Source organism: Pseudomonas sp. 29 (assembly GCF_002754355.1).
GTDB lineage: Bacteria > Pseudomonadota > Gammaproteobacteria > Pseudomonadales > Pseudomonadaceae > Aquipseudomonas > Aquipseudomonas neuropathica.
Window position 1 is genome coordinate 2,802,309 of sequence record NZ_PEEY01000001.1, and the last position, 20,690, is coordinate 2,822,998.

At 60.6% G+C, this 20,690-nt stretch carries 14 protein-coding genes; 8 read left to right on the forward strand and 6 right to left on the reverse strand.

All coding sequences use genetic code 11. The features are described from left to right. Both CLU80_RS13110 and CLU80_RS13115 read left to right on the forward strand, forming a co-directional pair. Entirely contained in the window at window positions 1–447 is a 447-nt protein-coding gene (locus CLU80_RS13110) for a GNAT family N-acetyltransferase (RefSeq protein ID WP_099757550.1), read from the forward strand. A 12-nt stretch (window positions 448–459) separates the two neighbouring features. Further along, entirely contained in the window at window positions 460–1,131 is a 672-nt protein-coding gene (locus tag CLU80_RS13115) for a GNAT family N-acetyltransferase (RefSeq protein ID WP_099757551.1), read from the forward strand. A 100-nt stretch (window positions 1,132–1,231) separates the two neighbouring features. On the opposite strand, the gene CLU80_RS13120 is transcribed toward CLU80_RS13115, so the two are convergent. Beyond that, a complete protein-coding gene (locus CLU80_RS13120) occupies window positions 1,232–2,131 on the reverse strand; it encodes a homocysteine S-methyltransferase family protein (protein WP_093429610.1) in 900 nt (299 codons plus the stop codon). 113 nt (window positions 2,132–2,244) lie between these two features. On the opposite strand from CLU80_RS13120, the gene CLU80_RS13125 reads away from it, so the two are divergent. The 4 genes from CLU80_RS13125 (at window position 2,245) to CLU80_RS13140 (ending at window position 9,319) form a co-directional block, all read left to right on the forward strand. Beyond that, complete coding sequence (locus tag CLU80_RS13125) at window positions 2,245–3,066, forward strand: ABC transporter substrate-binding protein (protein ID WP_099757552.1); 822 nt, start codon at window positions 2,245–2,247, stop codon at window positions 3,064–3,066. Next, the gene (locus tag CLU80_RS13130; protein WP_099757553.1) at window positions 3,063–3,902 is read left to right on the forward strand and encodes an amino acid ABC transporter permease; all 840 of its coding nucleotides are present in this window, start codon (window positions 3,063–3,065) and stop codon (window positions 3,900–3,902) included. The genes CLU80_RS13125 and CLU80_RS13130 overlap by 4 nt, the downstream gene beginning before the upstream one ends. 81 nt (window positions 3,903–3,983) lie before the next feature. Continuing rightward, window positions 3,984–6,941, forward strand: coding sequence for an autotransporter outer membrane beta-barrel domain-containing protein (locus CLU80_RS13135; RefSeq protein ID WP_099757554.1), 2,958 nt, complete (start codon window positions 3,984–3,986; stop codon window positions 6,939–6,941). 200 nt (window positions 6,942–7,141) lie between these two features. Further along, a complete protein-coding gene (locus CLU80_RS13140) occupies window positions 7,142–9,319 on the forward strand; it encodes an autotransporter domain-containing protein (RefSeq protein WP_099757555.1) in 2,178 nt (725 codons plus the stop codon). 198 nt (window positions 9,320–9,517) lie between these two features. Here CLU80_RS13140 and oadA read toward each other — a convergent pair whose 3' ends face one another. Both oadA and CLU80_RS13150 read right to left on the reverse strand, forming a co-directional pair. Continuing rightward, complete coding sequence (gene oadA / locus CLU80_RS13145; RefSeq protein WP_099757556.1) at window positions 9,518–11,326, reverse strand: sodium-extruding oxaloacetate decarboxylase subunit alpha; 1,809 nt, start codon at window positions 11,324–11,326, stop codon at window positions 9,518–9,520. Between the two features lie 11 nt (window positions 11,327–11,337). Beyond that, complete coding sequence (locus CLU80_RS13150) at window positions 11,338–12,753, reverse strand: acetyl-CoA carboxylase biotin carboxylase subunit (protein WP_025112637.1); 1,416 nt, start codon at window positions 12,751–12,753, stop codon at window positions 11,338–11,340. A gap of 190 nt (window positions 12,754–12,943) precedes the next feature. Between CLU80_RS13150 and CLU80_RS13155 the strand changes: the two genes are divergently transcribed. Continuing rightward, window positions 12,944–13,906: a LysR family transcriptional regulator gene (locus CLU80_RS13155; protein WP_093429604.1), complete on the forward strand. Its 963-nt coding sequence runs from the start codon at window positions 12,944–12,946 to the stop codon at window positions 13,904–13,906. Here the strand turns inward: CLU80_RS13155 and CLU80_RS13160 are convergent. The 3 genes from CLU80_RS13160 to CLU80_RS13175 form a co-directional block, all read right to left on the reverse strand. Then, window positions 13,848–14,051 carry a PA3496 family putative envelope integrity protein gene (locus CLU80_RS13160; protein ID WP_093429603.1) on the reverse strand — a complete coding sequence of 68 codons (204 nt, stop codon included), beginning with the start codon at window positions 14,049–14,051 and terminating at the stop codon, window positions 13,848–13,850. The two genes, CLU80_RS13155 and CLU80_RS13160, sit on opposite strands and share 59 nt — an antisense overlap. A gap of 226 nt (window positions 14,052–14,277) precedes the next feature. Further along, on the reverse strand, window positions 14,278–15,144 hold the full coding sequence (hexR, locus tag CLU80_RS13170) for a transcriptional regulator HexR (RefSeq protein ID WP_007962240.1): 867 nt from the start codon (window positions 15,142–15,144) through the stop codon (window positions 14,278–14,280). A 127-nt stretch (window positions 15,145–15,271) separates the two neighbouring features. Next, complete coding sequence (locus tag CLU80_RS13175; protein WP_099757558.1) at window positions 15,272–18,142, reverse strand: GGDEF domain-containing phosphodiesterase; 2,871 nt, start codon at window positions 18,140–18,142, stop codon at window positions 15,272–15,274. A 257-nt stretch (window positions 18,143–18,399) separates the two neighbouring features. Here CLU80_RS13175 and uvrD point away from each other — a divergent pair, with 257 nt between their 5' ends. Next, window positions 18,400–20,583, forward strand: a complete 2,184-nt coding sequence (gene uvrD / locus CLU80_RS13180) for a DNA helicase II (RefSeq protein WP_007912069.1) — start codon at window positions 18,400–18,402, stop codon at window positions 20,581–20,583. Window positions 20,584–20,690: the final 107 nt, after the last annotated feature.

The window sequence follows — 20,690 nt, forward strand, 5'->3', positions numbered from 1 at the left end:
ATGAGTCAGATCGACATTCGCCCGGTCAGCGCCGACGACCACGCCGCCTGGCTGCCGCTATGGCAGGCCTACCTGCGTTTCTACAACACCGAACTGCCGGACGCTGTGACGCACAGCACCTGGCAGCGCTTTCTCGACCCGAACGAACCGACCCACGCCGCCCTCGCCTGGGCTGGCGGTAAAGCGGTAGGCATGGTGCATTACATCTATCATCGTTCGAACTGGAGCATCGAAAACTCCTGCTACCTGCAGGACTTGCTGGTGGTTCCGCAGACCCGGGGCACCGGCGTCGGCCGCCGGTTGATCGAACACGTCTACGCCACCGCCAAGGCTGACGGCTGCTGCAAGGTTCATTGGTTGACCCACGAAACCAACGCCACCGCGATCCAGCTCTACGAGCGTATCGCCGAACGCCCGGGCTTCATCCAGTTTCGCCAAGCCCTTTAAGGAGACGCACGCATGATCGCTTCACTCGCTGACTGGAAAGGCGTCCCCGCCCCCACCGCCACCTTGCTTGAAGGGCGTTTTATCCGTCTGGAAAGACTCGACCCGGCGCGCCACGGTGACCAACTGTTCGCCGCACTCGAAGGCCCCGGTGCCGACCCGAAACTCTGGGATTATTTGCCCTACGGCCCGTTCCCGGAACGCAGCGTTTTCGACGCTTGGCTGAACAACCACGCGGCCGCCAGCGACCCGTATTTCTTCAGCGTCGTCGATCGCGCCAGCGGTCAGGTACAAGGCATCCTTAGCCTGATGTCGATTGTCCCGGCCCAGGGCCGTATCGAAATCGGCCACGTCACCTTCGGCGCGCCGATGCAGCGCTCGCCGAGAAGCACCGAAGCGGTGTACCTGTTGGCCAAATATTCCTTCGACCTCGGCTACCGCCGCCTCGAATGGAAATGCAATAACGGCAACGCCCGCTCCAAATACGCTGCCGAACGTCTGGGCTTCAGCTTCGAAGGGGTGTTCCGCCAGCACATGGTGGTCAAGGGCCAGAATCGTGATACCGCGTGGTACTCGATTCTGGATGGCGAGTGGTCGGCAATTGCGGCAGGTTTCGAGCGGTGGCTGTCGGATGAAAATCAGACGCCCGACGGGCAGGTGAAAGGTTTGGTCGAGTGCCGTTCCTGATTATCTGAAAAGCAAAAGATCGCAGCCTGCGGCAGCTCCTACACGGTGAATTTAAATCCCATGCAGGAGTGGCCGCAGGCTGCGATCTTTTGATCTGCGGCTACTCCAGTTTCTGCGCCAGCACCGCAATGTGCTCCGGCCCGATCCCGCAGCAACCGCCCAAATGGCTCGCACCGCGCTGCTGCCAGTCAATCGCCCAGTGCAAGTAACCCGGCGGATCCAGGTCATCGCGCAGCGGATCAAGTCCGTCATTGGCCGTAGCTTCTTTTGGCTGCGGCGGAAACGCATTGGCATAGGCACCAAGGTGAATTTTCGCCCCCAGACGCTCGAAGGTGTCACGCGCGGCATCAATCGCGGCACCGATCACTTCCGGCTGACTGCAATTGAACAACAACGTCTCGACGCCCAACTCAGCCGCCACCGCAGCCGCCTCGGCGACTGGCTCACCCGAGCGCAGGCGCGGCACTTCATCGGTGTCTTCGTCCTTCAAGGTGAACGACAACCAGAACGGTTTGCCATCCTTCGGCAACCCGGCGTGAATGGCACGCGCCTCGATGATCGAGCTTTGGGTTTCCGCCAGCCACAGATCAACGTGCGGGGCCAGACCATTGACCAAGGGCGCCAGCAACTCGGTCACTCGTGCGGCCTCGAACAGATCCGGACGATAAGAGCCGAACAGCGGCGGCAATGAGCCGGCCACCCGCACGGATTTCCCCGAGGCCTGCACCGCACGTCGCGCCAGCTCACCGGCCAACGCGGCCAGCGCCTGCCCTTCTGCGGCGAAACGCTCTTCGCCAATATGGAACGGCACCACGGCATAACTGTTGGTGGTAATCACATTGGCGCCACTGGCGATATAAGCGGCATGCACCCCCTCAACCGCTTGCGGCGCCTCGCTCAACGCCAGCGCCGACCACTCCGGCTGACGAAATGGCGCCCCGGCGCGCTGCAACTCACGGCCCATGCCGCCATCGAGAATAATCGTGCTTCCTGCGCCCATATGCTTTTCACTCATATGCTTATGAAAATAACTCACTATCAGAGTCGTTCTTATAACTATTTAATACGCACCATTCCGTTAAAAACAACCTCTTTTTTACCCAGGGATCGACTGTGAAATTTAAACCGCTACTGGCCCTGGGCCTGACGATTCTGGCCGCTTCCACTCAAGCCTTTGCTGGCGCCACGCTGGATCGTATCGAGCAGAAAAAAGAGCTGGTCGGTGTGCTGATGGAAAGCTATCCACCGTTCTCGTTTCTCAATGACCAGAATCAGCTTGATGGCTTCGATGTGGACGTCGCCAAGGCCGTGGCTGACAAGTTGGGCGTGAAGTTGCGACTGGAAACGCCGTCCTGGGACGTCATTGCCGCCGGCCGCTGGAGCGGGCGTTACGATATCTGCATCTGCTCGATGACACCGAGCAAGGCCCGCGCCGAAGTGTTCGATTTCCCGGTCGAGTACTACGCCTCGCCCGCAGTGATCGTAGTCAACGCCAAGGATGATCGGATTCACGCTGCCAAGGATCTGAGTGGCAAAAAAGTCGGCCTCACCAGCGCGTCCAGTTACGAAAGCTATCTGAACAAGAACCTGGTCATCGAAGGTGCCGAAGACAAGCAGTTGCAGTACCCGTTCGAAGATGTGCAGATCGCGCCGTACGACACCGACAACGTTGCCTTCCAGGATTTGGGCCTGGGCGCCGGCGTGCGTCTGGATGCAATCCTCACCAACCTCGTCACCGCGCAGCCACGCCTGAACGAAGACAAACGCTTCAAACTGGCCGGCGCGCCGCTGTACTCGGAGCCGAATTCGGTGGCCATCGAAAAGGGTGATGCGCAATGGGACGCCAAGGTGCGTGAAGTCTTCGCGCAACTGAAGCAGGACGGCACCCTGAGCAAGCTGTCACAAAAATGGATCGGCGCTGATATCAGCCAATGACCTCTTTCCCGACACCTCCACAGCCGCCGCAACCGGTGGCTGAATCACGCCTGCAACGCCTGTTCGGTTTTCGTACGCGGCTGTACCTGACATGGGCGGCGCTGTTCTGCCTGTTCGCCGGATTCTTCCTGAGCTTCGACCTGAAGTTCTCGATCATCCTCGACAAACTGCCCAACCTGGTCGGCTTGCACCTGGCGCCCAATGGCTTTCTGCAAGGCGCGGCGCTGACGCTTTTCCTGTGTATGTGCTCGATTGTCGCCTCGTCCCTGCTGGGCTTCATCACGGCATTGGCGCGCCTGTCGAAAAGCGCCGTGGCGTTCGGTATCGCCAGCTTCTACACCTCGTTCTTTCGCGGCACGCCACTGCTCATCCAGATCCTGCTGATCTACCTCGGCTTGCCGCAACTGGGCATCGTGCCTGGCGCCATCGTCGCGGGCATCATTGCCCTGTCGTTGAACTACGGCGCCTATCTCAGCGAAATCTTTCGTGCCGGCATTCTCGGCGTCGACCACGGCCAGCGCGAAGCTTCGCTGGCATTGGGGATGCGCGAGACGGTGATTTTCTGGCGCATCACCCTGCCGCAAGCCATGCGCACGATCATCCCGCCCACCACCAACCAGTTCATCTCGATGCTTAAGGACTCGTCGCTGATCTCGGTGATGGGGGTCTGGGAAGTGATGTTTCTCGCCCAGTCATACGGGCGCTCAAGCTACCGCTATATCGAAATGCTGACGACGGCGGCGATCATTTACTGGCTGATGTCGATTGGCCTGGAGTTGATTCAGGCACGCATGGAGCGGCATTACGGCAAGGCTTACGTGCGTCGCGATCAGTGACTCATCACCTCAAAGACATCATTCTGTAAAAACCCTTCGCTATACAGGACGGCCCGCTTATAACAAAAAGGCCGTCCGACCATGCCGTTCCCGCGCCAGCGTCTGTCTCTCGCCATTGCCCTGTTGATCACCGCCACGGCAGCCCACGGCAAAACCGTGCAGATCGACACCGCCACCACGGCAGCGCAAACGCTGGGTGGCAGCGACACGTTGACGATTTCCGCACCGGGCAGCATCACCAACAGCGGCAAGGCCGTGAGCCTGAAAGACAAGACCAGTGGTGCGGGTGTGGTGATCGATAACGCCGGCAAAATCGTGTCCAGCGGTGGCCGGGCCATCGACAGCAGCGGCGACCTGACCCAGGCGCGCAACTACACGATCTACAACCGCAGCGGCGGGCAGATTCTCGGCGCCAACGACGCCTTGCGCATCGACAGCAACTTCGTCAGCGGCAGCCTGTTAATCGACAACAGCGGTGTGATTCGCTCCACTACCGGCCAAGGCCTGGATCTGGATGCGCTGCGCAGCGACGGGGTGAAAACCACCATCATCAACCGTGCCGGCGGGCTGATTCGCGGCGACGCCAGCGACGGCATGAAGACCGGGGCCAACGCGACTATTACCAACTACGGCGAGATTTCCACCGGTGATTCGCACAATGCCGACGAGAAATTCGACGGCATCGATATCGATTCCGCAGGCGGTGTCAGCGTGACTAACTACGGAGTGATTTCCGGCGGCCGGCATGGCATCACTACTGACCTTGGCGCGACGCTGATCAACTACGGGCAGGTCACTGGCCGCAATGGCTCCGGCTTCGGTTCCGACGGCGATGGCACGGTGATTAACCACGGCACCATCACTGGCGCTTACTCAGGCTTGCAAGCGAACGGTGACGGCGATGGCGTGGACATCGACAAGATCGCCCACATCGAAAACTACGGGACCATTCAGGGCGTCGGTGCAGGTGGTGTCGACAAGGGCGGTTTCGCCAACGGCAGCGAAGGTATTGCCCTCGGTGGTGGCTACATACTCAACGCCAGCAACGCGTTGATCAGCGGTGCCGACAGCGCCATTCTGGTCGACGATGGCAGCGGCGGTTCGGGGCTGGCGGCGACCACCCTGGAAAACTTCGGCACCATCCAAGGCCTCAACGGTTTTGGCGTGAAGTTCGTCGGTGAGTTCGCCGACAACGTCATCAACGGCGGCACGATCAGCGGCAGCAATGGCCTGGCGCTGGATCTGGGCAGCGGCAACGACAGCCTGACCTTGCGCAATGGCAGTCGCTTTGTCGGCGTGGTGGATGGCGGCAGCGGTTACGACCGCGTGGTGATGGAGGACGCGGCCGGTGGCAGCTTCGGCGCCAGTCGCAACTTCGAATGGCTGGAGGTCAAGCAAGGCGCGTGGACGCTGTCGGGCAGTGGCGATTTCAGCGACGGCGGCGCGGTGCGCAACGGCGCCACCCTGATCAACCAAGGCAGCATCACTGGCAACCTGACCGTCGACGCTGGCGGTGTGTATGCCGGTGGCGGTTCGGTGGGCAATCTCAACGTCAACGGCACGCTACGCACGGACACCGGACTCGGCCGCGCCACCATCGTTCACGACTTGAACATGGGCAGCGCCGGCACCCTCGCCTACGGCGTCAATGCCGACGGCAGCAGCGCGCCGGTACAGGTCGGCGGCATCGCCAACCTCAACGGTGCAACGCTCGCCGTCAATCCCGGCAGCGGCACCTATCCCTGGCAGAGCCACTACACCGTGCTGCAAGCGGCGCAGGTCAACGGCACCTTCGGCAAGGTCAGCAGCGACTACGCATTCCTGACGCCGACTCTCGCCTACACGCCCACGCAAGTCGATCTGACCTACACCCGCAATGATGTGGCGTTCAATGAGTTCGCCACGACTGGCAACGGCACAAACGCCGCCAACAGCCTCGCCTCAATCGGCAAAGACAACGCCTTGTACAACGCCTTGCTCAATACCAGCCAAAGCAGCGCCGGCGCGGCGATCGAGCAACTGGCCGGTGCCAGCAATGCCAACCTGACCAGCGCCACCCTCGGCGCCAGCAGTCAGGTCGGCAGCAGCATGCTCTCGGCGATGCAGCAAATGGGCGCCAGCCCGGGTCTGCTGGTCGGTCTCGATCAGCGTGACACCCCCGTGCTGGCGGCCAATGGCGTGCCGTCCGAAGCACGCAACCTGAATGACCCGAACGCTCGCGGGCGGCTCTGGCTGCAAGGCATCGGCGGCTACGGCAAGCTCGATGGCGAACATGGCAGCAGTGGTCTGGAACAACGCACCAAGGGCAGCGTGCTGGGTGCCGACTGGTCGCTGAATCCAGCATGGCGGCTGGGCGTACTCGGTGGCTATTCGAAAACCGATCTGGACGCGACCGGCGTCGACGGCAACGTCGAGAGCTGGCACGCCGGCGTCTACGCGCTGCACCAGAACGGCGCGATCGCTTTGCGCCTCGGCGCGGCGTACAGCGGCCATCAGGGCGAAAGCAAACGCACCATCGCCTTCAATGGTTTCAGCGACCGCCCGAAAGGCGACTACGACGCCGATAGCCAGCAAGCCTTCGCCGAACTCGGCTATGCCATGGGCAGCGGCCGCCTCAGCGCCGAACCATTCGCCAGCCTCGGTTATCAGCGCTACCACCGCGACAGCTATAAGGAAAAAGGTGGCGCCGCCGCGCTGCAAGTCGACAGCCAGACTCAGGACAACTTCAGCAGCACCTTCGGCCTGCGCCTGGCGCACCTGAGCAGCCTGGACAACGGCATGAGCGTGACCCCGCGCATGGCCGCTGGCTGGAAACACACCTATGGCGATGTCAGCAGCTCGACTCGTCAGGCGTTTGTGACTGGCGGCACGGCGTTCAGTGTCGATGGCAGCTCGCTGGATCGCGACAGCCTGGTGCTGGAGGCCGGGCTGGATGTGGGGATTTCAGCGCGGCATACGCTGGGCGTGGGATACAGCGGCGAGATCGGCAGCAACAGCCGCAATCACGGTTTGATCGGGCAGTGGCAGATGAGCTTTTGAGGGTTGAACAGCCGGCGGGGTCTTGAACGGTTGTAGGAAAAGGGAACGCTGCAACCGAGTAAAAATCCTGGTTGCGGATCTCGCGGTCATTTTCTACAAAACGATGCGATGTCGCCTGCAAGCCTGCGGGAAGCAGCCGACATCGGATTTTTTGGGGCATCAATAGAGTTGGGTCTTCTTCCAAAGAAAGGCCCAACCCGATGCCCACTCAACACATATTCAAACCAAAACACTTGGCTTTGGCCATTTCGCTGGCGCTGGGTTGCGTAGCGGTTGCCAACGCTCAGCAACCCTCTGAAGTCGCTGATTCAACCGCAGTAGCGGATGTCACTGAATTGTCCGAAACCAGCCCTAAAAAAATGGCGCTTGAGCGACTGAAGGGATTTCTCACCGACCCAAGTACGGTGCCCATCGCTTTTAAAACCCCTGAAGAAACGTTTAAAGGTACCGCTGTAAACGATCTGATCACGCTCACGGACGGCGCAAGCTTTACCGGCCTGCTGGATGGTGGCGGGGGAGATAACGTCCTGTTCCTGGATGCAGCGGCAGGCGGCGAGCTGAAAGACACACGTAATTTCAACGGCCTGTTCCTCAGCCGGGGCGATTGGGCGCTGAGTTCCAAGGGAGACTTCAAGGAGGGCGTGCTGGTCAACAGCGGTACCGCGTTGACCAACCTGGGGAGCATTAAGGGCGACGTGTATGTCGAGAGCGGTGGCAGCTTTGCCGGTAAAGGTGTGGTGGGAAGCCTGGAGGTCGCCGGCCTGCTCACCGTCAATGAGGTGCTAGGCAGCCCGCGCGTGAAAGGCGACTTGCGCTTGTCCCCGACCGCCGAACTGGCTTACGAGGTCACCCCTGGTGGCAGTCAAACGATCAAGGTTGATGGCACCGCCAAGCTGGAAGGCGCCACCCTGAAAGTCGTTGCGGCTCCGGGAGAATATCCGCAAAGCAGACAGTACAAAATCCTCGAAGCGGGCAAGGTAGAAGGCGAATTCGGTACGGTCGTTAGCGACCTCGCCTTCATGACAGCCACTGCGCAATACAACAAAAAGTCCGTCGGGCTGACTTACGCCCGTAACGGTAAGCCGCTTTCGAGCGCTGCCACGACAGCCAACACTCGTGCCGCTGCCGAGGCCATTGTCGATCCAACAGCACCTGCGCCATCAGCGACACCAACGCCATTGACGGCGTCTGCACCAGCTCCAATTTCTGTTCCTGTTCCGACTTCAGCGCCGACTCCCATTGCAGAGTCCGTCCCATCGCCAATGCCGGACGAACCTCTTACTGCGCAAGTTAACGAGACCGCCGAACCGCCCGCCCCTGCGCCACTAAAACCCACAAACGCAGCAGTCGCCGCACTCCTGACCAGCGACAAAACCGCTGCCCCCATCGCCCTCGAACAACTCGCCGCCGGCAGCAATGCAAACCTCGCCAAAGCCACGCTGAGCAGCATCACTCCGGTGAGCGTGAGCATGCTTTCGGCCATGCAGCAACTGAACAGCCGTTACGGTTCTGCCTACAGTTCCGGCAACTCGCCGCGTCAGGCCGCCGGCGCTGCCGATTCCGGGCGCGTGTGGATTCAGGCGCTTCGCCATGGTGGCAAAGTCGACCGCAACTTCGACAGCACCCTCAAACACGCTACCCAAGGCCTGGTCATGGGCGCCGACTGGCGGCTCAACGAGCAATGGCATGTCGGCCTGGTCGGCGGTAAATCGCAGACCAGACTCGATGCCCGGCAATACGATGGCGACCTCGACAGCTGGCACCTCGGTGCCTACGCCGCACGTCAGGACGGCCCCTTCTCGCTGCGTCTCGGGGCGACCTACGCCAGTCATGACGGCGCCAGTAAACGTCGCGTGGCCTTCAACGGCTTCAGCGATCGCCTCAAGGGCAACTATGACGCCAACACCCAACAAGCCTTTGCCGAACTGGCGGTCAACATCGGCCGGCACAACGCGACGCTCGAACCGTTCGCCAGCGTCGGCTATCAGCGCTATCAACGCGACAGCTACCGCGAAAACGGCGGGGATGCGGCGCTGAAAGTCTTCGGACAAACCCGCGACAACCTCAGCAGTACCTTTGGCCTGCGCACGGCGAAAATCAATCGGCTGGACAACGGCATGACGCTGACACCGCGATTCAGTGCCGGCTGGAAACACACCCTTGGCGAGATCGAAAGCGACACCCGCCAGCAACTGGTCAAGGGTGGCAAACGCTTTGAAATTGCCGGTGCCGCGCTGGATCGCAACAGCCTGTCGGTGGATGCCGGCCTCGATCTCGGGCTGTCTGCCAATCACACGGTCGGTGTGGGTCTCACGGGTGAAATGGCCACTGACAGCCGCACTCATGGCGTAATGGGCCAATGGCGCATGGCGTTCTGACGGATTGAACATCGTCACTGTGGGAGCGAGCCTGCTCGCGAATGCGATCGGTCAGTTGAATAAATATCGACTGACACTCCTCTTCGCGAGCAGGCTCGCTCCCACATAGGCCTCATGTGATGCAGACAAATTCCGGATGAAAAAAAAGGGGAGCACATGCCCCCCCGAGGTTTAAAACGTTGGATCGCGGCCGTTATCTCAGCCTTCGATCTCGATCAGAATTTCACCCGGATTGACCCGATCACCCTTGGCCACATGAATGGCGGTTACCTTGCCGGCAATCGCTGCCTGGACTTCGGTTTCCATCTTCATCGCTTCGGTGATCAGCACAGCCTGGCCGGCCTTGACGGTATCGCCCTCCTTGACCAGCACATCGACGATGTTGCCCGGCATGGTGGTGCTGACGTGACCCGGTGCCGACGCCTGCTTGCGTTTGCTGCTGCCTCCACTGACAAATTCGTTGAGCGGTTCGAACACCACTTCTTCCGGCATGCCGTCGATGGACAGGTAGAAGTGACGCTTGCCTTCGGCCTTCACACCGACGCCGGTGATATCGACGCGGTAAGTTTCGCCGTGGACGTCGATGACGAACTCGGTCGGCACGCCTTCGCCGCCCGCCTTGGTCACACCGCCCGCTTCCGGAATCGGCAGCAGTACTTCAGGGGTCAGGGTGCCGGCAGCACGCTCTTCGAGGAACTTGCGGCCGATGTCCGGGAACATCGCAAAGGTCAGCACGTCTTCTTCGGACTTGGCCAAGGCGCCGATATCAGCACGCAACTTGGTCATTTCCGGCTTGAGCAGATCGGCCGGACGCACGTCGATGACTTCTTCGCTGCCGATCGCCTGGCGACGCAGCTTCTCGTCGACCACGCCCGGCGCTTTGCCGTAACCGCCCTGCAGGTACAGCTTCACTTCGTTGGTGATGGTCTTGTAGCGCTCGCCGGCCAGCACGTTGAAGAACGCCTGGGTGCCGACGATTTGCGAAGTCGGGGTCACCAGTGGCGGGAAGCCGAGGTCCTCGCGCACGCGTGGGATTTCCGCCAGCACTTCGGCCATGCGGTTTAGGGCGCCCTGCTCTTTCAACTGGTTGGCAAGGTTGGAGATCATCCCGCCCGGCACTTGGTTGACCTGCACACGAGTGTCGACGGCGGTGAATTCGCTTTCGAACTGGTGGTATTTTTTGCGCACGGCGTAGAAGTACAGACCGATCTCTTGCAGCAGCTCGAGGTTCAGGCCGGTGTCGTACTCGGTGCCCTTGAGTGCAGCGACCATCGACTCAGTGCCTGGGTGGCTGGTGCCCGAAGCGAAGCTGGAGATCGCGGTGTCGATGTGGTCAGCGCCGTTTTCGATCGCCTTGAGCTGGCACATGGTCGCCAGACCGGCCGTGTCGTGGGAGTGGATGAACACCGGCAGCGATTGCTCGGCTTTCAACGCACGAACCAGTTCGCCAGTGGCGTACGGAGTCAGCAGGCCGGCCATGTCCTTGATCGCCACCGAGTCGCAACCCATGGCTTCCATCTGCTTGGCCTGAGTGACGAACGCATCGATGGTGTGCACCGGGCTGGTGGTGTAAGCGATGGTGCCTTGGGCGTGTTTGCCGGCAGCCTTCACCGCTTCGATCGCCACGCGCAGGTTACGCACGTCGTTCATCGCATCGAAGATGCGGAACACGTCGATGCCGTTGACCGCAGCTTTGGCGACGAAGGCTTTAACCACGTCGTCGCTGTAATGGCGGTAGCCCAGCAGGTTCTGCCCGCGCAGAAGCATCTGCAGGCGCGTGTTAGGCAACGCCGCGCGCAGTTGGCGCAGACGCTCCCAAGGGTCTTCTTTCAGGAAGCGTACGCAGGCGTCGAACGTCGCGCCGCCCCAGCACTCCAGCGACCAGTAGCCGACTTTGTCGAGCTTGTCGCAGATCGGCAGCATGTCTTCGGTGCGCATGCGAGTGGCGAGCAGCGATTGGTGAGCGTCGCGCAGGATGGTATCGGTGACAAAGATCTTCTTGGACATTGTTGTATTCCTCACAGGCCTGCGTGGGCGGCGATGGCGGCGGCGATGGCCAGGGCCAGCTCTTCGGGTTTGCGCTTGATCGAGTAGTTGGTCAGTTCAGGGTGACTTTCAACGAAGCTGGTATTGAACTGGCCGCTACGGAATTCCGGGTTGCGCAGGATTTCCTGGTAGTACGCGGCGGTGGTCTTCACACCTTGCAGACGCATGTCGTCGAGGGCACGCAGGCCACGGTCCATCGCCTCTTCCCAGGTCAGCGCCCAGACCACAAGCTTCAGGCACATCGAATCGTAGAACGGCGGAATGGTGTAGCCGGTATAGATCGCTGTGTCGGTGCGCACACCCGGTCCGCCGGGGGCGTAATAACGGGTGATCTTGCCGAAGCTCGGCAGAAAGTTGTTCTTCGGGTCTTCGGCGTTGATGCGGAACTGCAACGCGAAACCCCGGTGCTGAATGTCTTCCTGCTTCACCGACAACGGCAGGCCAGAGGCGATGCGAATCTGTTCGCGGACGATGTCGATCCCGGTGATTTCTTCGGTGATGGTGTGCTCCACCTGCACCCGGGTATTCATCTCCATGAAGTACACCTCGCCCTCGGCGAGCAGGAACTCCACGGTACCGGCGTTCTCGTAACCGACAGCCTTGGCCGCACGCACCGACAGGTCGCCGATGTAGGCGCGCTGTTCCGGGGTCAGTTGCGGACTCGGGGCGATTTCGATGAGTTTCTGGTTGCGGCGCTGGATCGAGCAATCACGCTCGAACAGGTGCACGACATTGCCGAAGCTGTCGCCGAGAATCTGCGCTTCGATGTGCTTGGGGTTAACGATGCATTTTTCCAGAAACACTTCGGCCGAACCGAAGGCCTTGGTCGCTTCGGAAATCACCCGAGGGAAATTCTGTTCGAGTTCTTCGCGGCTGTTGCAGCGACGGATACCGCGACCGCCACCACCGGAAGTGGCTTTGAGCATCACCGGGTAACCGATGCGGTCGCCCTCGGCCAAGGCTTCTTCGATGTCGGCGACATTACCTTCGGTGCCCGGCGTCACCGGTACACCGGCCTTGATCATGCTGCGCCGGGCTTCGGTCTTGTCGCCCATGCGGCGAATGACTTCCGCCGACGGGCCAATGAATTTGATGCCGCGCTCGGCGCAGATGTCTGCCAGCTCGGCATTTTCCGAAAGGAAACCGTAACCGGGGTGCAACGCATCGCAGCCGGTTTCAACCGCCAGGTTCACCAGCTTGCGCGGGTTCAGGTAACCCGCCAGTGGCTCGGCACCGATGCTGTGGGCCTCGTCCGCGCGTTTCACATGCAGCGCATGGCGGTCGGCGTCGGAAAAAATCGCAACCGAGCGAATGCCCATTTCGGCGCAGGCTCGCACGATTCGTACGGCAATCTCACCACGGTTGGCGATCAGGATCTTTGTTATCACTTGGAGGTTCCCTTGAGCCGGTGGCACCACGACCTGCTAGACCCAGGTCGACGCGTGACCAAATGTTTCAATTCAGTCGCAGGTCCACACTAGCGCTCATGAGGGATTAACAAAAATGAATAAAAATTGGGTTAGCCATAAGTAAAGACTTATAGTTGAACGATCAGCCTGCCATCAGAGCCTATAATAAATGCGTAAGTCATTGATGCGTATGACATTGCGTCAGTTGCAAATCTTCAATGAAGTGTGTGATTTACGCTCTTACAGCCGCGCAGCCGAGGAAATGTCGCTCACACAACCGGCCGTCAGCCTACAGATTCGTCAGCTCGAGGAGCTGATCGGCCAGCCATTATTCGATTATGTCGGCAAAAAACTCTACATGACCGAGGCCGCCGAAGCACTTCAGCGCGCCAGCCGGGACATCTTCGGGCGTCTGGAAAACCTCGATATGCAGCTGTCCGACATGCAGGGTTCGCTGCAGGGCCAATTGAAGCTGGCGGTGGAATCCAGCGCCAAATACTTCGTGCCGCACCTGTTCGCCGCGTTCAAGCGTCAGCACCCGGAAGTGAATCTGCAACTGACCGTGGTCAACCGTGGCCAGGTGATTCGCAGGCTGTCCGACAACCGCGACGATCTGGTGATCATGTCGATGGTGCCGCAGGACATGGGTCTGGAATTCCTGCCGTTCCTCAACAACCCGATTGTTGCCGTGGCGCGCCCGGATCACCCGCTGGCACACATGGGCCCGCTGCGGTTGCAGGATCTGGAACCCTACACGCTGCTGATCCGCGAGCCCGGTTCGGGCACACGACTGGCCTGCGAAGAGTACTTCAAAGAGAAACGCGTGCACTTCACCCAGACTCAGGAAGTGGCCTCGGCCGAAGCTCAGCGTGAATGTGTTCAGGCGGGTCTGGGCCTGGCGCTGTTGACGCGCCACGCCCTGAACCTGGAGCTGGCGACCGGCGGCCTCGTCGAGTTGCCGGTCGAGGAATTGCCGCTATTCCGTAGCTGGTGTCTGGTGCAAGCCAAGGCCAAACGCTTGTCACCGGTGGCACACGCCTTCCTGGCGTTTATCCGCAGCGAACGGGTGCAGATCAGCGCGTTGGTTGAGCGCTTCGACGGGAAGCTGCGGGTGCTGCCTGCCAATGGTTGATCTCGGGAAAATCGCCGATTTCGGCTTGTAGCTGGCGAAGTTCGAAGCGATCTTCGATAGCGCGGCGAAACTCCATGCGGCGCTGGTCTTCCTGCTGACGACGGGTTTTCGCGGCGCTGTTGCGTTCTTCGTAGGGCTGAGCCATTTCGAGTCTCCCAAGGCGATTACGGGAGTTTCACCATAGGCGGGAGGGATGACGGTTTGGCTGCGCGGGGATGACAGTGCGATGAAACTTGCGCAGGGTTGTGGTGTTTTTGTGGACGCCTTCGCGAGCAGGCTCGCTCCCACATCTGATCTCGGTATGACACAGAATCTGTGTTCACAGGAAATCCCCTGTGGGAGCGAGCCTGCTCGCGATTACTTAGATAACTTCAGTCATCCAGCGCTTTCACGGCTTTCGGCGACAAGCGCAAGCTGCGCAGACTGCGCTTCACGCTCTTCAGGTGATTGACCAGACTCGGCCCACGCGCCATAGCCACGCCCATCGCCAGCACGTCAATCACTACCAGGTGAGCAATACGCGAAGTCAGCGGCGTATAGATTTCGGTGTCTTCGTGCACATCGATTGCCAGATTGACGGTCGACAGTTCGGCCAACGGCGTCTGGCTAGGGCACAGAGTAATCAGCGAAGCGCCGCTCTCACGCACCAGATTGGCGGTAATCAGCAGGTCCTTGGAACGCCCCGACTGGGAAATGCAGATCGCCACATCGGTCGGTTTCAACGTCACCGCCGACATCGCCTGCATGTGCGGATCGGAATACGCCGCCGCCGTCAGCAGCAAACGGAAGAACTTGTGCTGCGCATCCGCCGCCACCGCGCCCGACGCGCCGAAGCCGTAGAACTCGACGCGCTGCGCCTGCGACATCAACGTCACCGCACGCTGCAGCTCAACCGGATCGAGCTTCTCGCGAACCTCCATCAAGGTGTGCAATGTGGTGTCGAAAATCTTCAGGCTGTAATCGGCAACCGAGTCGTCTTCATGGATTGCGAACTGACCGAAGCTGGCTCCGGCGGCCAGGCTTTGCGCCAGTTTGAGCTTGAGATCCTGGAAACCGGAGCAACCAATGGCGCGACAGAAGCGCACGATGGTCGGCTCGCTGATGCCAACGCTGTGGGCCAGGTCGGCCATGGAACTGTGCATCACCGCCGCAGGGTCAAGCAGCACGTGGTCGGCGACCTTGAGCTCCGACTTGCGTAACAGGTGACGTGACTGGGCGATGTGTTGCAGCAGATTCAAGGGGCTGGACTCTTCTTATGGGCAAGGATGTAGCACGCTTGTAGTTATACTACATGAATTGGCTTTTTGCCTGCTCAATGCGTAACTCCATGTCCCCATATCAGGCGCGATGGGATGCATGTAGCCCTTAAAACGGTTTTTCCTGTTCGCGCAAAAGCCCGGCCAGACCGCTCGCCTCCACCGGCCGGCTGATCAGGTAACCCTGCACTTCATCGCAACGCTCGGCGCGTAAAAATTCCAGCTGCTCCTGGCGCTCGACACCTTCGGCGACCACTTTCAGTGACAGCCCATGGGCCATGGCAATGATCGCGCGAGTGATCGCCGCATCTTCACTGCCCTCCCCCAAACCGCGAATGAATGCCTGATCGATCTTCACGTAATCCACCGGAATGCGCTTGAGGTAACTCAGCGACGAATACCCGGTGCCAAAATCATCGATGGCCAGTTTCACCCCCAGATCGCGCAGTTGCTGGAAGGTCGCGATGATGTGCTCGACGCTGTCGAGCAACTGGCTTTCGGTCAGTTCCAGTTCGAGGTAGTGCGGCGCCAGTCCGGTTTCCTCCAGCACCTGCCGCACCAGACTGACCAGTTTGCCCTGACGCAGTTGATGCACCGACAGGTTGACCGAAACACGAATCGGCTCCAGCCCCTGACGCTGCCATTCACAGGCCTGCCAGCACGCCTGACGCAGGACGAATTCGCCGATCGGCCCGATCAGACCGGTTTCCTCGGCCAGCCCGATGAAGTCCCCCGGCGGCACCTGGCCCATGGTTGGATGATCCCAGCGCACCAGTGCCTCTGCCGCATTCAAACGCCCGGTTTGCAGGCACAGCTTCGGTTGATAGAACACTTTCAGCTGCTTGTCTTCGATGGCCTTGCGCAGATGGTTTTCCAGCTGCAAGCGCTCAAGGGTGCTGGCCTGCAGGCTGTCGGTGTAGAACTGGAAGTTGTTCCCGCCAAGATGCTTGGCATGTTGCATGGCCATGTTCGACTGGCTGACCAGTGCGGAGATTTCCCGGGCGGTGTCCGGCAGCATGCTGATGCCCATCGAGGCACTGACCACCAGCTCATGCCCTTCGACCGTCAGTGGCAGGCGCAACTTGCTCGACAGGCGCGTGGCGACCCGGGCCAGACTTGAGAGATTGCCGTAGGCATCGAACAGTACGGCGAACTCGTCACCGGACAAGCGGGCGATGGTGTCCGCTTCCGGCAAGGCGTTGACCAGCCGGCGCGCCATTTTCTGCAGTAACTGATCGGCAATCTCATGGCCGAGACTGTCGTTGAGCAATTTGAAGCGATCCAGATTGATGTGCAGCAACGCCAGGCTGCGCCGGCCCTGACGCGAGCGCTGATGCGCTTCATGTAAACGCTCGCGGAACAGCGAGCGGTTGGCCAACCCGGTGAGCTCGTCGTAATGGGTCAGATAGCGCATGCGCTCTTCGGATTCGCGGCGTGCTGACAGATCGGCGAAGAAGCCGACGATATGGCTGACATTTCCCCGACCATCACGCACTGCATTCAGTTGCAGCCACTGCGGATACAGCTCGCCATTCTTGCGCGTCTCCACCAGTTCGCCCTGCCAACTGCCGTGCTGCTCAAGTGCATGACGGATGGCGACGTAATGGCGGCGGGCATCACGGCTGCACGGTAGCTCGACGACGTTGCGCCCGAGCATGTCTCCGATGTCGTAGCCGGTGACGCGGCTGAACGCCTGATTGATTGCGATCAACGCGTAATTCGGGTCGAGAATCACGATGCCTTCACTGGCCGCTTCGAACACCGTCGCCGCCAGGCGCTGCTGCTCTTCGAGGCTTTTGCTGGCACTGATGTCGCGGCGGGTGCCGACCATGCGGATCACCCGGCCGCTGTCGCTGCGCTCAACGGCGCGGCCACGGTCTTCGATCCACACCCAATGGCCATCGCCGTGACGTACGCGGTATTCGATCTGATAGTCCTCGGTGCGCCCCTTCAAGTGCTCGATCAATGCGTACTTCAGCGTCGGCACATCGTCTGGATGCAGACGTGGCTTGAGGTCGCGCAAAAGTGCCGTGACGTATTCCGGAGCGAGGCCGAACAGTTCCTGAATCTGCGTGTGGTGGACCTCATCGGTTTGCAGGTTCCAGTCCCACAGCCCCAGCTCACTGGCCTTCAGCGCCAGCGCCAGCCGCGCTTCGCTTTTGCTCAGGGCCTGAGTGGCCGCGTCCAGTTCAAGGCTGCGCTGTGCCACGCGGTCTTCGAGTTCGACCTGCGCTTCACGCAACTTGCCCTCGGCGCAGCGGCGCTGATCGATTTCTTTGGCCAGTTCCTGATTGAGCTGTTCGCTGCGCGCCTGCGTCTGTTGCAGGTGTTCGATCAAGCGCTGATTCTGGAAGCGCCGCAGCAAGCCCCGATCAATCAGCCGATTGACTTGCCACGCGACCACGCTCAGCGAGCCGAGCAGGATCAGACCGAGCCAGCCCCAACCGCGCGCCTGCTCGTCACCGCCCCAGAACAGATAACCGATCGCCGGCAACAGGCAGGGCAAGGTAAATGACAGAAACGCTGGCAGGCTCACCGCGTAGGCGACGCTGGCCGAGAGGGTTGCGGCGCCGATCAGGCCGAACACCCAAGCCTGCTGGATGAAGTTGTCGGCGGGCACCAGGGCAATGCCGGCGCCGGCCAGGGTCAGGCCGGTCATGGTCGAGCCGAGCAGAAACATCCGCCGCCAGATCGGTTGCGCCTGACGATCAGGGATCGCCGAATCGAACGCCGCCACCTGAATCACCCGCAACGCCACCAGCGACAGCAACCACACCAGCCAGACGCTGACCACGAAATAGCGCTGCGGGCTCCAGAGCAAAGCGGCGCAGACCAGACCATTGATCAACATGAACAACGTGGGCAACAACGAGCCCTGATACAGCAGACGCGTGCGCTCGACCGCCATCTCGACGGCATAGTGCTTGCGGATAACCCGGGGATCCACGGAGGGGCCCGACAGTTCGGAGCTGAGGGTCATGGGCAACGTTCTTGTTCTTATAAGGAGGGCGTGCGCCCGAAACGTGGACGGAGCATACACAAGCCGATCCCGTTGCCAAACTGCTCCACATCATAATTTCAGCGAAACTTTTCCGTCCTTTGCCACCGGCCAAACCCTTGGAGCGCGGCGGGCCGATGCCTGTAGCCAGTGACCGACCGGTCGTCATCGACGGGAGTTTCATCGGCTAATGCAAAGCTCGGTTTGCCCGGGCCTGCGGCGCACCCTAGAATGCCCCGATGCGCGATGATCTCTCCCTTCTGCTGAACTCCCTCAACGATGCCCAACGCCAGGCCGTAGCAGCCCCCGTTGGCCGTCAGTTGGTCCTGGCCGGTGCTGGCTCCGGTAAAACCCGAGTGCTGGTGCACCGTATCGCCTGGTTGATCCAGGTCGAAAACGCCTCGCCCCACTCCATTCTGTCGGTGACCTTCACCAACAAGGCCGCTGCGGAGATGCGTCACCGCATCGAGCAGTTGCTGGGGATCAACCCGGCCGGCATGTGGGTCGGCACCTTCCACGGCCTGGCGCACCGCTTGCTGCGGGCGCACTGGCAGGAAGCCGGCCTGAGCCAGACTTTCCAGATTCTCGACAGCGATGACCAGCAACGACTGGTCAAACGGGTGATCCGCGAACTCGGCCTCGACGAGCAACGCTGGCCGGCGCGTCAGGCGCAGTGGTTCATCAATGGCCAGAAAGACGAAGGCCTGCGTCCACAACACATTCAGGCCAGCGGCGATTTGTACCTGGCGACCATGCGCGGCATCTATGAGGCCTATGAGGCGGCGTGCCAGCGTGCCGGCGTCATCGATTTCTCCGAACTGCTGCTGCGTGCCCTCGACCTGTGGCGCGATCACCCGGGCCTGTTGGCGCATTATCAAAAGCGCTTTCGGCACATTCTGGTGGACGAGTTCCAGGATACCAACGCCGTGCAGTACGCCTGGTTGCGCCTGCTTGGCAAAGGCGGCGACAGCCTGATGGTGGTCGGCGACGACGACCAGTCGATCTACGGCTGGCGCGGCGCGAAAATCGAGAACATTCATCAGTATTCTTCCGACTTCGCGGATTCGGTGACCATTCGTCTGGAGCAGAACTACCGCTCCACCGCCGGCATCCTCAAGGCCGCCAACGCCTTGATCGCCAACAATACCGGGCGTCTGGGCAAAGAGCTGTGGACCGACGGCGGCGACGGCGAAGCGATCAATCTGTACGCTGCGTTCAATGAACACGACGAGGCACGCTACGTTGTCGAAACCATCGAAAGCGCGCTGAAAACCGGCTTGGCCCGCAGCGATATCGCGATTCTGTACCGCTCCAACGCCCAATCGCGCGTTCTCGAAGAAGCCTTGCTGCGTGAGCGCATTCCCTACCGCATTTATGGTGGCCAGCGCTTCTTCGAACGTGCCGAAATCAAGAACGCCATGGCCTACCTGCGTTTGCTCGAAGGTCGCGGCAACGATGCAGCGCTGGAGCGGGTGATCAACGTGCCGGCCCGAGGCATTGGCGAAAAAACCGTCGAAGCCATCCGCGATCACGCACGCCACAGCGATGTGTCGATGTGGGAGGCGATGCGCCAACTGGTCGCCAATAAAGGCCTGACCGGTCGCGCCGCCGGTGCGCTGGGTGCGTTTATCGAGCTGATCGAAAACCTCGCCGCCAAGTGCATGGAAATGCCGCTGCACCTGATGACGCAAACCGTCATCGAGCAATCCGGGCTGATCGCCTATCACGAAGCGGAAAAAGGCGAGAAAGGCCAGGCCCGGGTAGAAAACCTTGAGGAACTGGTCAGCGCCGCGCGCAACTTCGAGAACACCGAAGAGGATGAAGAACTGACGCCGCTGGCGGCGTTCCTCGGCCATGCTTCGCTGGAAGCCGGGGACACTCAGGCTGACGAACACGAAGACAGCATTCAGTTGATGACCCTGCACAGCGCCAAAGGCCTGGAATTCCCTTACGTGTTCCTCGTGGGCATGGAAGAAGGCCTGTTCCCGCACAAGATGAGCCTGGAAGAACCGGGGCGTCTCGAAGAAGAGCGGCGTCTGGCTTACGTGGGCATTACCCGGGCAATGCAGAATCTGGTGATGACCTATGCTGAAACCCGACGCCTGTACGGCAGCGAGACCTACAACAAGGTTTCGCGCTTTGTGCGCGAAGTACCGAAAGGCCTGATTCAGGAAGTGCGCTTGTCGAACAGCGTCAGCCGACCGTTCGGCGGCAATCAGTCGATGAGCGGCAGCAATCTGTTCAGCGGCAGCGAGATTCCGGAAACGGGTTTCAGCCTCGGTCAGGCGGTACGCCATTCGATCTTTGGTGACGGCGTGATCCTCAACTTCGAAGGCGCCGGCGCCCAGGCACGGGTGCAGGTGAATTTCAGCGAAGGCAGCAAATGGCTGATGCTCGGTTACGCCAAGCTAGAAGCAATCTGATACCAGTTCTGCTGTTTTTGTGGGAGCGAGCCTGCTCGCGAATGAAATCGCTGCGGTTTATCTGATAGACCGCGGTGCGGCATTCGCGAGCAAGCTCGCTCCCACAG

Bases quoted from the DNA above. Each gene is read 5' to 3' on its own strand.
- CLU80_RS13140 (WP_099757555.1), top strand. From the start codon at position 7,142: ATGCCCACTCAACACATATTCAAACCAAAACACTTGGCTTTGGCCATT.
- CLU80_RS13160 (WP_093429603.1), bottom strand. From the start codon at position 14,051: ATGGCTCAGCCCTACGAAGAACGCAACAGCGCCGCGAAAACCCGTCGT.
- CLU80_RS13155 (WP_093429604.1), top strand. From the start codon at position 12,944: ATGCGTAAGTCATTGATGCGTATGACATTGCGTCAGTTGCAAATCTTC.
- CLU80_RS13175 (WP_099757558.1), bottom strand. From the start codon at position 18,142: ATGACCCTCAGCTCCGAACTGTCGGGCCCCTCCGTGGATCCCCGGGTT.
- CLU80_RS13135 (WP_099757554.1), top strand. From the start codon at position 3,984: ATGCCGTTCCCGCGCCAGCGTCTGTCTCTCGCCATTGCCCTGTTGATC.
- oadA (WP_099757556.1), bottom strand. From the start codon at position 11,326: ATGTCCAAGAAGATCTTTGTCACCGATACCATCCTGCGCGACGCTCAC.
- CLU80_RS13120 (WP_093429610.1), bottom strand. From the start codon at position 2,131: ATGGGCGCAGGAAGCACGATTATTCTCGATGGCGGCATGGGCCGTGAG.
- uvrD (WP_007912069.1), top strand. From the start codon at position 18,400: ATGCGCGATGATCTCTCCCTTCTGCTGAACTCCCTCAACGATGCCCAA.
- CLU80_RS13115 (WP_099757551.1), top strand. From the start codon at position 460: ATGATCGCTTCACTCGCTGACTGGAAAGGCGTCCCCGCCCCCACCGCC.
- CLU80_RS13130 (WP_099757553.1), top strand. From the start codon at position 3,063: ATGACCTCTTTCCCGACACCTCCACAGCCGCCGCAACCGGTGGCTGAA.
- CLU80_RS13110 (WP_099757550.1), top strand. From the start codon at position 1: ATGAGTCAGATCGACATTCGCCCGGTCAGCGCCGACGACCACGCCGCC.